This window comes from Burkholderia sp. S-53 (assembly GCF_025560745.1).
Lineage (GTDB): Bacteria > Pseudomonadota > Gammaproteobacteria > Burkholderiales > Burkholderiaceae > Burkholderia > Burkholderia pyrrocinia.
Genome location: NZ_CP090484.1, coordinates 1,177,448 through 1,192,220, shown reverse-complemented (window position 1 = coordinate 1,192,220; position 14,773 = coordinate 1,177,448). Strand labels below are relative to the sequence as shown.

Annotated in this window: 13 protein-coding genes; 6 read left to right on the top strand and 7 right to left on the bottom strand. The window is 67.7% G+C overall.

Annotated features, from left to right (window positions below; genetic code table 11):
* Window positions 1-197 precede the first annotated feature (197 nt).
* From otnI to LXM88_RS27445, 7 genes are all read right to left on the bottom strand, one after another.
* Entirely contained in the window at window positions 198-980 is a 783-nt protein-coding gene (otnI, locus tag LXM88_RS27475) for a 2-oxo-tetronate isomerase (RefSeq protein ID WP_262545964.1), read from the bottom strand.
* An 84-nt stretch (window positions 981-1,064) separates the two neighbouring features.
* Window positions 1,065-2,390, bottom strand: a complete 1,326-nt coding sequence (locus LXM88_RS27470; RefSeq protein WP_262545962.1) for an MFS transporter — start codon at window positions 2,388-2,390, stop codon at window positions 1,065-1,067.
* 119 nt (window positions 2,391-2,509) lie between these two features.
* Window positions 2,510-3,151 (bottom strand): 3-oxo-tetronate 4-phosphate decarboxylase, encoded by a 642-nt coding sequence (gene otnC, locus LXM88_RS27465; RefSeq protein WP_412524169.1) that lies wholly within the window; start codon window positions 3,149-3,151, stop codon window positions 2,510-2,512.
* Window positions 3,148-4,434, bottom strand: a complete 1,287-nt coding sequence (gene otnK, locus LXM88_RS27460) for a 3-oxo-tetronate kinase (RefSeq protein ID WP_262545960.1) — start codon at window positions 4,432-4,434, stop codon at window positions 3,148-3,150. Before otnK ends, otnC begins: the two co-directional genes overlap by 4 nt.
* Before the next feature lie 19 nt (window positions 4,435-4,453).
* Window positions 4,454-5,344: an L-threonate dehydrogenase gene (ltnD, locus tag LXM88_RS27455; RefSeq protein ID WP_096473522.1), complete on the bottom strand. Its 891-nt coding sequence runs from the start codon at window positions 5,342-5,344 to the stop codon at window positions 4,454-4,456.
* Window positions 5,345-5,408: 64 nt separating this feature from the next.
* Window positions 5,409-6,113, bottom strand: a complete 705-nt coding sequence (locus LXM88_RS27450) for a FadR/GntR family transcriptional regulator (protein WP_262545957.1) — start codon at window positions 6,111-6,113, stop codon at window positions 5,409-5,411.
* Between the two features lie 201 nt (window positions 6,114-6,314).
* On the bottom strand, window positions 6,315-7,388 hold the full coding sequence (locus LXM88_RS27445) for a GlxA family transcriptional regulator (RefSeq protein ID WP_262545954.1): 1,074 nt from the start codon (window positions 7,386-7,388) through the stop codon (window positions 6,315-6,317).
* Between the two features lie 284 nt (window positions 7,389-7,672).
* Between LXM88_RS27445 and LXM88_RS27440 the strand changes: the two genes are divergently transcribed.
* From LXM88_RS27440 to LXM88_RS27415, 6 genes are read left to right on the top strand one after another with little or no spacing between them, the layout of a single operon-like run.
* Entirely contained in the window at window positions 7,673-9,058 is a 1,386-nt protein-coding gene (locus LXM88_RS27440) for an L-serine ammonia-lyase (protein WP_262545951.1), read from the top strand.
* A gap of 16 nt (window positions 9,059-9,074) precedes the next feature.
* Complete coding sequence (locus LXM88_RS27435; RefSeq protein WP_006480591.1) at window positions 9,075-10,319, top strand: sarcosine oxidase subunit beta family protein; 1,245 nt, start codon at window positions 9,075-9,077, stop codon at window positions 10,317-10,319.
* 22 nt (window positions 10,320-10,341) lie between these two features.
* The gene (locus tag LXM88_RS27430) at window positions 10,342-10,656 is read left to right on the top strand and encodes a sarcosine oxidase subunit delta (protein WP_129515706.1); all 315 of its coding nucleotides are present in this window, start codon (window positions 10,342-10,344) and stop codon (window positions 10,654-10,656) included.
* Window positions 10,653-13,664, top strand: coding sequence for a sarcosine oxidase subunit alpha family protein (locus LXM88_RS27425; protein WP_262545904.1), 3,012 nt, complete (start codon window positions 10,653-10,655; stop codon window positions 13,662-13,664). The genes LXM88_RS27430 and LXM88_RS27425 overlap by 4 nt, the downstream gene beginning before the upstream one ends.
* Window positions 13,654-14,286, top strand: a complete 633-nt coding sequence (locus LXM88_RS27420; RefSeq protein ID WP_262545902.1) for a sarcosine oxidase subunit gamma — start codon at window positions 13,654-13,656, stop codon at window positions 14,284-14,286. Before LXM88_RS27425 ends, LXM88_RS27420 begins: the two co-directional genes overlap by 11 nt.
* Complete coding sequence (locus LXM88_RS27415; RefSeq protein ID WP_262545900.1) at window positions 14,283-14,723, top strand: dihydroneopterin aldolase; 441 nt, start codon at window positions 14,283-14,285, stop codon at window positions 14,721-14,723. The genes LXM88_RS27420 and LXM88_RS27415 overlap by 4 nt, the downstream gene beginning before the upstream one ends.
* Window positions 14,724-14,773 lie beyond the last annotated feature (50 nt).

The window sequence follows — 14,773 nt, the reverse complement described above, 5'->3', positions numbered from 1 at the left end:
CGTTTGGCCGAGCCAAACAAGCGACGCGCGACGCCGCAATGCGGCCGGCAAGGCACGTTCCCCTGTTTGGAAAAAATCATTCGTGGGGCTGGCCGCCAGAAGGGCCGATCGCCGCGTCATGCTCCTCGCGAATACGTCGAGTATTCGCTTCGTCGTATTCCTTGCGCTCGGCCCTTCTGGCGGCCAGCGCAAGCCCGTTATTGGCGGGAATAGGCCCTAAGCCAGCCGAGGCCGGCCGACGTGCCGGCCTTCGGGCGGTATTCGCAGCCGATCCAGCCGTCGTAGCCGAGCGCGTCGATCAGGTCGAACAGGTACGGGTAATTGACTTCGCCGAGATCCGGCTCGTGGCGCTCGGGCACGCCCGCGATCTGGATGTGGCCGATGCCCGCGAAATCGCGCTTGAGCTTCATCGCGAGATCGCCTTCGACGATCTGGCAGTGGTAGCAGTCGAACTGCACCTTCAGGTTCGGCGCGCCGACTTCCGCGCAGATCGCCTGCGCATCGTCCTGGCGGCTCAGGAAATAGCCGGGCATGTCGCGCTGGTTGATCGGCTCGATCAGGATCGTGACGCCGCGCGGGGCGGCGGCCTGCGCCGCATGCCGCAGGTTCGACAGGTAGGTGTCGCGATGGCGCGCGCGGTCGGCGCCCGGCGCGACCATGCCGGCCATCACGTGCAGCTTCTTGTTGCCGAGCACGCGCGCATAATCGAGCGCCTGGTCGATGCCGCGCCGGAACTCGTCCTCGCGGCCCGGCAGCGATGCGATGCCGCGTTCGCCCGCGGCCCAGTCGCCCGGCGGCGCGTTGAACAGTGCCTGTTCGAGGTTGTGCGAGTCGAGGCGCGCACGGATGTCCTCGGCGGCGAAGTCGTACGGGAACAGGTACTCGACGGCCTTGAAGCCGTCGTACGCGGCAGCGGCGAAGCGTTCGAGGAACGCGTGCTCGTTGTACATCATCGAGAGGTTGGCGGCGAAGCGTGGCATGGCAGCGGGTCCTGTGAATGAATGGGGCGGGGCGTACGGCGCCCCGCGTCGAATGGCGGCTCAGCGGCTCAGCGGCTCAGCGGCTCAGCGGTTCACGAGTTTCGCCGGCGTGAGCCACACGGCGATCGCGCCGAGCACGAGCATGGCCGCCAGCACGTACATGCCGGACGACGTGCTGTGCGTGGCGTCCTTCAGGTAGCCGATCACGTACGGGCTCGCGAAACCGGCGAGGTTGCCGACCGAGTTGATGATCGCGATCCCGGCGGCGGCCGCGGAGCCCGCGAGGAACGCGGTCGGCAGCGACCAGAACAGCGGTGCGCAGGTCAGCACGCCGCCCGCCGCGAGCGACAGGAACACGATCGACACCGTCGTATTGTGCGAGTACGACGCCGCGACCGCAAACCCGACCGCGCCCATCAGCGCCGGCACGATCAGGTGCCAGCGGCGTTCGCGGCGCTTGTCCGCACTGTGGCCGAACAGGTTCATCACGACGATCGCGACGACGAACGGGATCGCAGACAGCAGGCCGATCTGCAGCGTATCGGTGATGCCGGTCGATTTCACGAGCGTCGGCATCCAGAACGTGAGGCCGTACTGGCCCGTCACGAACGCGAAGTAGATCAGCGACATCCACCACATGCGCGGGTCCGAGAACACGGCCTTCAGCGAATGGCCGTGCTTCCCCTGTTCCTGCGGCTGCGCGGCGATCTCGTCTTCGAGCAGCTGCTTCTCGCGCTCGTCGAGCCACTTCGCACCGCGGATGCTGTTGTCGAGATACAGGATCGTCGCGATGCCGACCAGCACGGCGGGCACGGCTTCGATCATGAACATCCATTGCCAGCCGTGGAAGCCCGAGCCGCCGTGGAAGCGCTCCATGATCCAGCCCGACAGCGGGTTGCCGAAGATGCCCGACACGGGAATCGCGGACATGAACACCGCGATGATCTTCGCGCGGCGGTGCGACGGGAACCAGTACGTGAGGTACAGGATCACGCCGGGGTAGAAGCCGGCTTCCGCGAGGCCGAGCAGGAAGCGCAGCACGTAGAACTGGGTGGGCGTCTTCACGAATGCGAACAGCGCGGACAGCAGGCCCCACGTGATCATGATCCGCGCGATCCAGATGCGCGCGCCGAGGCGGTGCATCAGCAGGTTGCTTGGCAGTTCGAACAGAAAGTAGCCGAGGAAGAAAATCCCCGCGCCGAGGCCGAACACGGTTTCGCTGAACGCGAGATCCTGCGACATCTGCAGCTTCGCGAAGCCGACGTTCACGCGGTCGAGATACGCGACCACGTAGCAGAGCATCAGGAACGGCACGATGCGCCAGAACACTTTCTTGTAGGTGCGGTCGAGTTCCGCAGAATGGGCAGGCGCAGCGGCCGAGCGGCTTGCGGCCGCATCGAGAGCAGTCATCGTCGTCTCCAGGGATGTCGTGTGCCGGTGGCGCGTACGCCACCGGATCGTTTGTGTGTGCTGACGGAAGGGCCCGCGCACACGGCGGGCATGGGAATCGGTACGTGGTGCGCGCCGCGTTACCAGCGCGCGCCGAAGGTCTCGCGCAGTTCGTCGAGCGCCGCGTCGGAAAGCGGCTCGGGCTTCGGGTTCGTCATCAGCCACAGCCGTGCGGTTTCCTCGAGTTCCTCGAGCGCATACGACGCGTGCGACACCGACGGCCCCCACATCACCGGGCCGAGGCGGTCGAGCAGCACGCCTCGCACCTGGTCGGCGAGCGCCGCGACTTCGGCCGCGACGGCCGGGTCGCCGGGGCGGCGGTAACGGATCAGCGGAATGTGGCCGACCTTCATCACGTAGTACGGCGTGATCGGCGGCAGCACGTCGGTGTCGCGCCACACGCCCGCGAGCGTCAACGCGACGAGGTGCGTCGAATGCGTGTGGACGACGCCGTTCGCTTCCGCGTTGCGCGCATAGATGCCGCGATGCAGCGCGAGCGTCTTCGACGGCTTGCCGCCCGATACGGGCTGGCCGTCCAGGCCGACCTTCGCGATGTCGTTCGGGTCGAGCCGGCCGAGGCACGCGTCGGTCGGCGTGATCAGCCAGCCGTCGGGCAGGCGCGCGCTGATGTTGCCGGCGCTGCCGACCGCGTGGCCGCGTGCGTACAGGCTGGCGCCGACGACGCAGATCTCTTCGCGCAGTTTCGCTTCGTGGCTCATCATGCGGCTCCGTCCAGCGCACGCAGCGCCTTGTCGAAAAAGTCCGTCGCGCCGAAGTTGCCGGATTTCAGCGCGAGGCCGAGCGGCTGCGCATCGATGGTGGCCGTGGCCGGCACGCCCGGATCGATCTGCGCGCCGATCTGCAGCGACTTCACGTCGAGCGCCTGCACGACCGCGCCGGACGTCTCGCCGCCGGCGACGACGAACTTGCGCACGCCGAGTTCGCGCAGGCCCCGCGCGATCGCCGCGAGCGTGTTTTCGACGAGATGGCCGGCCGCTTCGACGCCGAGCGCCTGCTGCACGGCCTTCACTTCGTCGGGCGTCGCGGTCGCGTAGATCAGCACTGGCTGCGGCAGGTGCGAGCGTGCGAAGGCGAGCGCTTCATCGACGACGGGCTCGCCGCGCGCCGCCGCGAGCGGATCGATGCGGAAGCTCGGCCGCGTCGCGCGCCACGCGGCGACCTGCGCGTTGGTGGCTTTCGATGCGCTGCCGGCGAGCACGGCCGACAGCCCGTCGATGCGCGGCAGCGATGCCGCGTTGTCGCGCTCGGGCAGTTGCTCCGCGCGGCGGAAATTCGCGGGCAGGCCGAGCGCGATGCCCGAGCCGCCGGTGACGAGCGGCAGGCCCGCGCATGCTTCGCCGAGCACGTACAGGTCGCGGTCGGACAGCGCGTCGGCGATCGCGAAGCGCGCGCCTTCCGCGCGCAACTGGTCGATCCGCGCGCGCACCGCGGCCGCGCCCAGCGCGATCGTGTCGTAGCGGATCAGGCCGACCGGCGACTGCGTTTGCTGCTGCAGCACGCGCACGAGGTTCGCGTCCTTCATCGGCGTGAGTGGATGGTTCTCCATCCCCGATTCGTTCAGCAGCACGTCGCCGACGAACAGGTGGCCGCGATAGATCGTGCGGCCGTTCTCGGGGAATGCCGGGCATGCGATCGTGAAGCCGCCGCCGGCCGCATCGAGCAGCGCGTCGGCGACGGGCCCGATGTTGCCCGCGTCGGTCGAGTCGAAGGTCGAGCAGTACTTGAAGAAAAACTGCCGGCAGCCCTGCGCGCGCAGCCATTCGTACGCGGCGAGCGATTGCGCGACGGCGTCGGCCGCGGGGATCGTGCGCGACTTCAGCGCGACGACGATCGCGTCGGCGTCGAGCGCGGCGCCGTCGCCGGGCACGCCGATCGTCTGCACGGTGCGCATGCCGCTCTTGACGAGCATGTTCGCGAGATCGGTCGCGCCGGTGAAATCGTCGGCGATGCAGCCGAGCAGGGGACGGGAAGCGGAAGCGGTCATGGCAGGAACGTCGTTCGAATCAGCGGGCGGGCGGCAGCGTGATGCCGGGGAAAGTCTTGATCACGGCGGAATCGTCCTCGCCGCCGTGGCCGGCGCTCGACGCGCTCATGAACATCTGGTGCGCGGTGGCCGACAGCGGCAGCGGGAATTTGCTGCGGCGTGCGGTATCGAGCACGAGGCCGAGATCCTTCACGAAGATGTCGACGGCCGACAGCGGCGTGTAGTCGCCGTTCAGGATGTGCGGCACGCGGTTCTCGAACATCCACGAATTGCCTGCGCTGTGCGTGATCACGTCGTACAGCGCGTCGGCATCGACGCCTTCGCGCAGGCCCAGCGCCATCGCCTCGGCGGCCGCCGCGATGTGCACGCCGGCCAGCAACTGGTTGATGATCTTCACTTTCGAGCCGATGCCGTGCGCGTCGCCGAGGCGATAGACCTTGCCGGCGATCGCGGCCAGCACGTCCTCACAGCCCGCGTACGCGGCGGCGGGGCCCGACGTCATCATCGTCATCTCGCCCGATGCCGCGCGCGCGGCGCCGCCCGACACGGGCGCGTCGAGCATCTGCAGGCCGGCGGCCTCGATCCGCGCGCCGAGCGCGACCGCGAATTCGGGCGCGACGGTCGCGCTCGCGATCACGACGCCGCCCGGCTTCATCGCCGCGACCGCGCCGTGCTCGCCGAACAGCACCGTTTCCGTTTGCGCGGCATTGACGACGAGCGTGACGACGACGTCGCACTGCGCGCCCAGTTCGGCCGGCGTCGCGCAGGCAATGCCGCCTTCGGCGGCGAACGCCTGCAGCACGGTGTCGCGCACGTCGCATGCGTGCACGCGCAAGCCGGCGCGCAGCAGCGAGCGGGCGACGCCGAGGCCCATCGCGCCGAGGCCGATGACTCCAATATTTCGTGACATGGTCAACCTTGATCGATTCGGGAGAGGTTCGGGACAACGGCGGCGGCGGCGGGCGCCGCCGGCTTCAGCAGATGCCGGCTTCCGCGAGACGGCGGGCGGCGTTGTACATGTGCGTGCGCGCCGCGTTGCGCGCCGCCATCGGGTCGCGCGCGCGGATCGCGTCGGCGATCGCCGCGTGTTCCTCGCGCACCTGACGCGAGAAATCGTCGCGCGTCGCTTCGTTGCCGCGCGTGACTTTCACGCCGGCTTCGAGGTACTGGTTCAGGAACTGCAGCGTCTTCAGGAAATACGGGTTGCCGGTGACGGCGGCGATCGTGCGATGGAACGCGACGTCTTCCGCGACGCCGTCGCGCCCTTCGGCTACCGCATCGTCGATCTTGCGCAGCGCGTCGTCGATGTCGGCCATGTCGTCGGCGGAGTGGTGCAGCGCGGCTTCGGCCGCGACTTCAGCCTCGATCGCGCGACGCACCGCGAGCAGGTGCGGCAGCGAACTCGCCTCGACGGCTTCCGCATAGTCGATCCGCAGCGGCCGGATCGCGCCGTGCTGGTTCACGTACACGCCGCTGCCCTGGCGCGGCTCGACCACGCCTTCGTTCTTCAGCCGCGAGATCGCTTCGCGGATCACGGTGCGGCTCACGCCGAATTCCTGCGCGAGCACGGCTTCGGTCGGCAGCTTGCCGGTGGCCGAGAAACTGCCGACTTCGATCTGCTTGAGCAGTTGCTGCGCGACATGGTCGCTCATCGCACGGGCGGGAATTTTCTCGAACATGGCGCTCAGGTTTGTAAGGTGATGTGGTCATCATACAAATTTGAGCGCGAAGCAGCATCCGTGATAACCCTCGGTCAATGGTGTGCAACGTCGGTCAAGTTGACTGAAACCGGTTCCATTTGAATCGAAACCGGCGCGATCGGATGTCGCTTCGCGGTCGGTCGGCCGGTCTGGAAAGCGAAGTGCGGGTACCTTCGGCCGTCAGTCGGCGATGTCCTCGACGGGGTCGGTCGTCGCATCCGGCGCCGCGCCGGCTTCCGCCACTTCGCCGCCGCGCTCCCGATACGTCGCCGGCGGCACGCCGAACTGCTTGCGGAATTCGCGCCCGAGGTGCGACGCATCGGCGAACCCGCAGCTCGATGCGATATCGGCCACCGTCCGGTCCGAACTCGTCAGCAGCCACGCGGCGGTGCGCAGCCGCACCTGCTTCGCGAACACCTGCGGGCTCTTGCCCGTCTCGGCCTTGAACAGGCGCTCGAGCTGCCGCGTCGACAGGTCGAGCTTGCACGCCAGTTCATCGAGCGGCAGCGTGCGCCCGACATGCTGTTCCATCAGGAGAATCGCGCGCTTGACCTTCGGATGCGTCGCGGGCTCGAGCCCCGGCGGATGCGGCTGCGGCGCGTTGCCCTTCTGCATCTCGCCGACGAGCAGGATGCGTAGCGCCTTCTGCACGGTTGCGTGGTCGAAATGGCGCAGCAGGATCGCGGCGGCGACGTCGATCGACGCGCGGCCGCCGGAACAGGTAATCCGGCGCCGGTCGATCACGAACAGCCGGTCGGCGATCAGCAGGTCGGGATCGGCGGACGGGAAGCGCTCGATGAAGTCCCAATAATGGAACCAGCTCACGCAGGTGCGGTAGCCGTCGAGCACGCCGGCGCGCATCAGCGTGAACACGCCGGTGCAGATCCCGACGACCGTCGCGCCGCCCGTCGCCGCGCGGCGGATGAAGTCGAGCGTTTCGGGGCCGGCTTGCGGCCCCGAATGCAGCAGCCCGCCGACCACGACCACATAGTCGAACGGCTCGGCCGCGTCGAACGTCTCCCACGGCGTGATCTGGATCCCGCAACTCGCGCGCACCGGCGCGAAGGTCTCGCCGATCACGCTCCACGCGCAGCGCACGGGCTTGCTGTAGTCGCCGTCGTCGGCCGACAGCCGCAGCATGTCGACGAAACCCGAGAAGGCCGTCAGCGTGAAGTTCGGCAGCAGCACGATGCCGAAGCGGATACGCCGCGGTGCGGGTTCTGCAAGGGGGGAAGCGGGTACGTCGGGTGTCATCGCGGCCAATCTCGTCACGCCGGGCAGGCGGTCTCACTCATTTCACTCTGGTTGCGGGTACGGCTGCCGGGGCGGCGCGGATGGTGCCAGCGTCGCCGATCGGCTTCGGCCGGACTTGTGGTTTTCCGTCGAGAACCATCGCCAAAACGTACTTTCGGGCCGGCCGGCGCGGTACTTGGCGGCGGTATCCCACGCCGATGCCGTTTTTGTTCTATCGGCCAATTTTACGCTTTGATGTACTGGTGCCCAACGTCATTCCACGCATGTCATCCAGAGGAAGCCAGATGAACGTCAGCGCGTTCGACCTGTTCAAGATCGGCATCGGCCCGTCCAGTTCGCATACGGTCGGCCCGATGATCGCCGCGTGCCGCTTCGCGTCGCACGTGGAGGACGCGAACCTGCTCGGCTTCGTGCGCCGCGTGCGGGTCGAGTTGTACGGCTCGCTCGGCGCGACCGGCAAGGGCCACGGCACCGACAAGGCCGTGCTGCTCGGCCTCGAGGGGCACTTGCCCGACACGATCGATCCCGACCTGATCGAGCCGCGCCTCGCCGCGATCCGCGCGGAGAAGTCGCTGTCGCTGCTCGGCAAGCAGACGGTCCGCTTCGAGGAGAAGGAGCACATCGGCTTCTTTCGCAAGATGATGAGCGGCACGAGCATCGTGCACCCGAACGGGATGCGCTTCCAGGCATTCGACGAACACGGCCAGTTGCTGGTCGAGAAAGAGTATTACTCGGTCGGCGGCGGCTTCGTCGTGAACCGCGACGGCGATCGCGTGAACGGCGTGCGCGCGGCGGTCGAGGTGCCGTACCCGTTCCGCACCGGCGACGACCTGATGCGCCAGTGCCGCGAACACGGGCTGTCGATTGCCGAGCTGATGCTGCGCAACGAAAGCGCGCTGCGCCCCGCCGACGAAGTGCGCGCCGGGCTGCTCGCGATCTGGCGCACGATGGCCGCATGCGTCGAGCGCGGCTGCAAGGTCGAGGGCGAGCTGCCCGGCCCGATGCGCGTGAAGCGCCGCGCGGCCGAGCTGAACGGCAACCTGCGCGCGCGCTCGGAAGAGTCGCTGCGCGACCCGCTGTCGATGCTCGACTGGGTCAACCTGTACGCAATGGCCGTCAACGAGGAGAACGCGGCGGGCGGGCGCGTCGTCACCGCGCCGACCAACGGCGCGGCCGGCGTGATCCCCGCGGTGCTGCACTACTACGTGAAATTCGTGCCGGGCTCGAACGAAGCCGGCATCGTCGAGTTCCTGCTGACGGCCGCGGCGATCGGGATCATCTACAAGGAAACCGCGTCGATCTCCGGCGCGGAAGTCGGTTGCCAGGGCGAAGTGGGCGTCGCGTGCTCGATGGCCGCGGCCGCGCTCGCCGCGGTGATGGGCGGCACGCCCGACCAGGTCGAGAACGCCGCCGAGATCGGTATGGAACACAACCTCGGGATGACCTGCGACCCCGTCGGCGGGCTCGTGCAGATCCCGTGCATCGAGCGCAACGCGATGGGCGCGATCAAGGCGCTGAACGCGTCGCGCATGGCGCTCAAGGGCAACGGCCAGCACTACGTGTCGCTCGATTCCGTGATCAAGACGATGCGCGAGACGGGTGCCGACATGAAGACGAAATACAAGGAAACGTCGCGCGGCGGTCTCGCCGTGAACGTCATCGAATGCTAACGAAGGGTCAATCATCATGAGCCGCTACTCGATATTCAGCCTGTTCCGCAACGGCCTCTCGTATCACGAGAACTGGGAAAAGCAGTGGAAGAGCCCGGAACCGAAGAAGGAATACGACGTCGTGATCGTCGGCGGCGGCGGCCACGGCCTCGCGACCGCGTACTACCTCGCGAAGGAACACGGGATCACGAACGTCGCGATCCTCGAGAAGGGCTGGATCGGCGGCGGCAACACTGCGCGCAACACGACGATCGTGCGCTCGAACTATCTGTGGGACGAATCGGCCGCGCTGTACGAGAAGGCGATGAAGCTGTGGGAAGGGTTGTCGCAGGACCTGAACTACAACGTGATGTTCAGCCAGCGCGGCGTGATGAACCTCGCGCACACGCTGCAGGACGTGCGCGACACCGAGCGCCGCGTCAATGCGAACCGGCTGAACGGCGTCGATGCCGAATTCCTGACGCCCGCGCAGATCAAGGAAATCGAGCCGACGATCAACCTGAACAGCCGTTATCCGGTGCTCGGCGCATCGATCCAGCGCCGTGCGGGCGTCGCGCGTCACGACGCGGTGGCCTGGGGCTTCGCGCGCGGCGCGGACCGCGCGGGCGTCGACATCATCCAGAACTGCCAGGTGACGGGCATTCGCCGCGAAGGCGGTGCGGTGGTCGGCGTCGATACGGTGAAGGGCTTCATCAAGGCGAAGAAGGTCGCGGTGGTCGCGGCCGGCAACACGACGACGCTCGCCGACATGGCCGGCGTGCGCCTGCCGATCGAAAGCCACCCGCTGCAGGCGCTGGTGTCGGAGCCGATCAAGCCGGTCGTCAACTCGGTGATCATGTCGAACGCGGTGCACGCGTATATCAGCCAGTCCGACAAGGGCGACCTCGTGATCGGCGCGGGCATCGACCAGTACACGGGCTTCGGCCAGCGCGGCAGCTTCCACATCATCGAAAGCACGCTGCAGGCGATCGTCGAGATGTTCCCGGTGTTCTCGCGCGTGCGGATGAACCGCCAGTGGGGCGGCATCGTCGACGTGTCGCCGGACGCGTGCCCGATCATCACCAAGACCGACGTGAAGGGCCTCTATTTCAACTGCGGCTGGGGCACCGGCGGTTTCAAGGCGACGCCCGGCTCGGGCTGGGTGTTCGCGCACACGATCGCGCGCGACGAACCGCATCCGCTGAACGCGCCGTTCGCGCTCGACCGCTTCTATACCGGCCACCTGATCGACGAGCACGGCGCTGCCGCCGTTGCGCACTAACCCGACCATTGGAGAAAGAAACATGTTGCTGATCGAATGTCCGTGGTGCGGGCCGCGCGCCGAATCCGAGTTCTCGTGCGGCGGCGAAGCCGACATCGTGCGCCCCGTCAATAACGAGAACATGACCGACCGCGAATGGGGCGAATACGTGTTCATGCGCGAGAACAAGCGCGGGCTGCACAAGGAGCAATGGCTGCACGCACAGGGCTGCCGCCGCTGGTTCAAGGCCACGCGCGACACGGTGACCTACGATATCAAGGGCTACGAAAAGTTCGGTGGGGCTGCCATCAGTGGCGCAGCCGCCGGCAACGCACACGAAGAGGGCACGAGCAAATGAGCCAGAAAGACCGTCTCGGCACCGGTGGCCGCATCAATCGCGCGATTCCGTTGACGTTCACGTTCAACGGCCGCACGTACCAGGGCTTCCAGGGCGACACGCTCGCGTCCGCGCTGCTCGCGAACGGCGTGCACTTCGTCGCGCGCAGCTTCAAGTACCACCGTCCGCGCGGGATCGTGACGGCGGACGTCGCGGAACCGAATGCCGTCGTGCAACTCGAATCGGGCCCGTACACGGTGCCGAACGCGCGAGCGACCGAAATCGAGCTGTACCAGGGGCTCGTCGCGTCGAGCGTGAACGCCGAGCCGACGCTCGAGAACGACAAGTACGCGATCAACCAGAAGCTGTCGCGCTTCCTGCCGGCCGGCTTCTACTACAAGACCTTCATGTGGCCGCGCAAGATGTGGCCGAAGTACGAAGAGAAGATCCGCGAGGCGGCCGGCCTCGGCAAGGCGCCCGAGGCGCTCGACGCCGATCGCTACGACAAGTGCTACGCGCACTGCGACGTGCTCGTCGTCGGCGGCGGCCCGTCGGGGCTCGCGGCCGCGCATGCGGCGGCCGTGGCCGGCGCGCGCGTGATCCTCGTCGACGACCAGCGCGAACTCGGCGGCAGCCTGCTGTCGTGCCGCGCCGAGATCGACGCGAAGCCCGCGCTGCAGTGGGTCGAGAAGATCGAGGCCGAGCTGCGCAAGCTGCCCGACGTGACGATCCTGTCGCGTAGCACCGCGTTCGGCTACCAGGACCACAACCTCGTGACGGTCACGCAGCGCCTGACCGATCACCTGCCGGTGTCGATGCGCAAGGGCACGCGCGAGCTGCTGTGGAAGGTCCGTGCGAAGCGCGTGATCCTCGCGACCGGCGCGCACGAGCGTCCGATCGTGTTCGGCAACAACGACCTGCCGGGCGTGATGCTCGCGTCGGCCGTATCCACCTACGTGCATCGCTTCGGCGTGCTGCCGGGCCGCAACGCGGTCGTGTTCACGAACAACGACCGCGCGTACCAGACCGCGCTCGACCTGAAGGCGTGCGGCGCGAAGGTGACGGTCGTCGATGCGCGCGCATCGTCGAACGGCGCGCTGCCGGCCGCCGCGAAGCGGCAGGGCGTGACGGTGATGAGCGGCGCGGTCGTGACGGCCGCAGCGGGCAAGTGGCGCGTATCGTCGGTCGACGTCGCGTCCATCACGAACGGCCAGGTGGGCGGCAAGCTGCAGACGCTGCCGTGCGACCTCGTCGCGATGTCGGGCGGCTTCAGCCCCGTGCTGCACCTGTTCGCGCAGTCGGGCGGCAAGGCTTGCTGGAACGACGAGAAGGCATGCTTCCTGCCGGGCAAGCCGGTGCAGGCTGAAGCGAGCATCGGTGCTGCGGCGGGCGAATTCGGCCTGGCGCGTGCGCTGCGGCTCGCGGTCGATGCGGGCGCGGAAGCGGCGAAGGCGGCGGGCTTCACGGCCGCGCAGCGCCCGGTCGCGCCGCAGGTTGCGGAAGCCGTCGAAGGCGCGCTGCAGCCACTGTGGCTCGTCGGCAGCCGCGAGGCCGCGGCGCGCGGGCCGAAGCAGTTCGTCGATTTCCAGAACGACGTGTCGGCCGCCGACATCCTGCTCGCCGCGCGCGAAGGCTTCGAGTCGGTCGAGCACGTGAAGCGCTATACGGCGATGGGCTTCGGCACCGACCAGGGCAAGCTCGGCAACATCAACGGGATGGCGATCCTCGCGGGGGCGCTCGGCAAGACGATTCCGGAAACGGGCACGACGACGTTCCGCCCGAACTACACGCCGGTGACGTTCGGCGCGTTCGCGGGCCGCGAGCTCGGCGATTTCCTCGATCCGATCCGCAAGACCTGTGTGCATGAGTGGCACGTCGAGCATGGCGCGCTGTTCGAGGACGTCGGCAACTGGAAACGGCCGTGGTATTTCCCGAAGAACGGCGAGGATCTCCATGCGGCCGTAAAGCGCGAATGCCTCGCGGTGCGCAACAGCGTCGGCATCCTCGACGCATCGACGCTCGGCAAGATCGACATCCAGGGCCCCGATGCAGTGAAGCTGCTGAACTGGATGTACACGAACCCGTGGAACAAGCTCGAAGTCGGCAAGTGCCGCTACGGGCTGATGCTCGACGAGAACGGGATGGTGTTCGACGACGGCGTGACGGTGCGCCTCGCCGACCAGCATTTCATGATGACGACCACGACCGGCGGCGCGGCGCGCGTGCTCACGTGGCTCGAACGCTGGCTGCAGACCGAATGGCCCGACATGAAGGTGCGGCTGTCGTCCGTCACCGATCACTGGGCGACGTTCGCGGTGGTCGGCCCGAAGAGCCGCAAGGTCGTGCAGAAGGTGTGCCAGGACATCGACTTCGGCAACGAGGCGTTCCCGTTCATGAGCTATCGCAACGGCACCGTCGCGGGCGCGAAGGCGCGCGTAATGCGGATCAGCTTCTCGGGCGAACTGGCCTATGAAGTGAACGTGCCGGCGAACGCGGGCCGCGCGGTGTGGGAAGCGCTGATGGCGGCCGGTGCCGAGTTCGACATCACGCCGTACGGCACCGAGACGATGCACGTGCTGCGAGCGGAGAAGGGCTACATCATCGTCGGCCAGGATACCGACGGCTCGGTCACGCCGTACGACCTCGGGATGGGCGGGGTCGTCGCGAAGTCGAAGGACTTCCTCGGCAAGCGCTCGCTCGCGCGCTCGGATACCGCGAAGGAAGGCCGCAAGCAGTTCGTCGGCCTGCTGACCGAGGACGAGCAGTTCGTGCTGCCGGAAGGCGCGCAGATCATCGCGAAGGACACGCAGGTGTCGGCGGTCGATCCGACGCCGATGATCGGCCATGTGACGTCGAGCTACTACAGCCCGATCCTGAAGCGCTCGATCGCGCTCGCGGTGGTGAAGGGCGGCCTGAACAAGATGGGCGAGAGCGTCGTGATTCCGCTGGCCAACGGCAAGCGCATCACCGCGAAGATCTCGAGCCCGGTTTTCTACGATACCGAAGGGGTGCGCCAGCATGTGGAATGAAACGAGAAACCAGACGCAGGTGGCGGGCGCGGGCGCCGTGACGCTTGAATCGCCGTTCGTCGGTGCGATCGACGTGCTGAAGACGCACCAGGCGCGCGCATCGAACAAGTTCACGCTGCGCGAGCGGCCGTTCCTCGATCTCGTCAACGTGCGCGGCGAGTTGAGCGATCCGGCGTTCGTGAGCGCGTTCGAGCGCGTGGTCGGCTGCCGGCCGCCCGCGCAGCCGAACACGGTCGCGCGCGGCGCCGAGTACGACGTGCTGTGGCTCGGCCCCGACGAATGGCTCGTGCGCTCGAATGGGCCCGTGCCGGCCGGCGTGCTCGAGGCCACGCTCGCGGAGGCCGTGCAGGGCACGTATTCGGCGGCCGTCGACGTCGGCAGCGGCTACACGGTCGTCGAGATCAGCGGCGAACGCGTGCGCGACGTGCTTGCACGCGGCTGCCCGCTCGATCTCCACCCGCGTGCGTTCAAGCCGGGCCAGTGCGCGCAGTCGCATTACTTCAAGTCGTCGATCGTGCTGATCCCGACCGGCGACGATGCGTTCGAGATCGTCCTGCGCCGCAGCTTCGCCGACTACTTCGTGCGCATCATGCTCGACGCAGCCGCGCCCCTCGCGTCATGAAGCCGTTCGACGAACCGTTCGTGGCGATCGACGCGCCGCGCCTGCGCGGGCGCGGCTGGAGCGTGTTCGTCGACGAACTGAAGGTGCCCGCGCGGATCGGCATTCACGCGCACGAGCATGAAGCGCCGCAGCCGATCGTGATCGATGCGCGGCTCGGGTATCGCTGCGAGCCGAGCGAACAGGGCGAGTGGATCGATTACGACGGCTATTGCACGCGCGTCGCGGCGTTTCTGTCGCACAAGCCGCATACGCGGCTGCTGGAGACGCTCGTCGCCGATATCGCGGTGCTGTCGTTTCGCGAATGGCCCGCGCTGGAGTCGCTGACGCTGTCGGTGTACAAGCCGAAGATCCGGCCGGGCACGAAGCGCGTCGGCGTGTCGCTCGACTGGACGCGCGGGGACTATTTGCGGTGGACGGGGGCGGCGGGGCAGATTTGATGCGGCCGGATGGCCGCGGTCGGCCGGAGTTTGCCGACGTGAATTGTTCC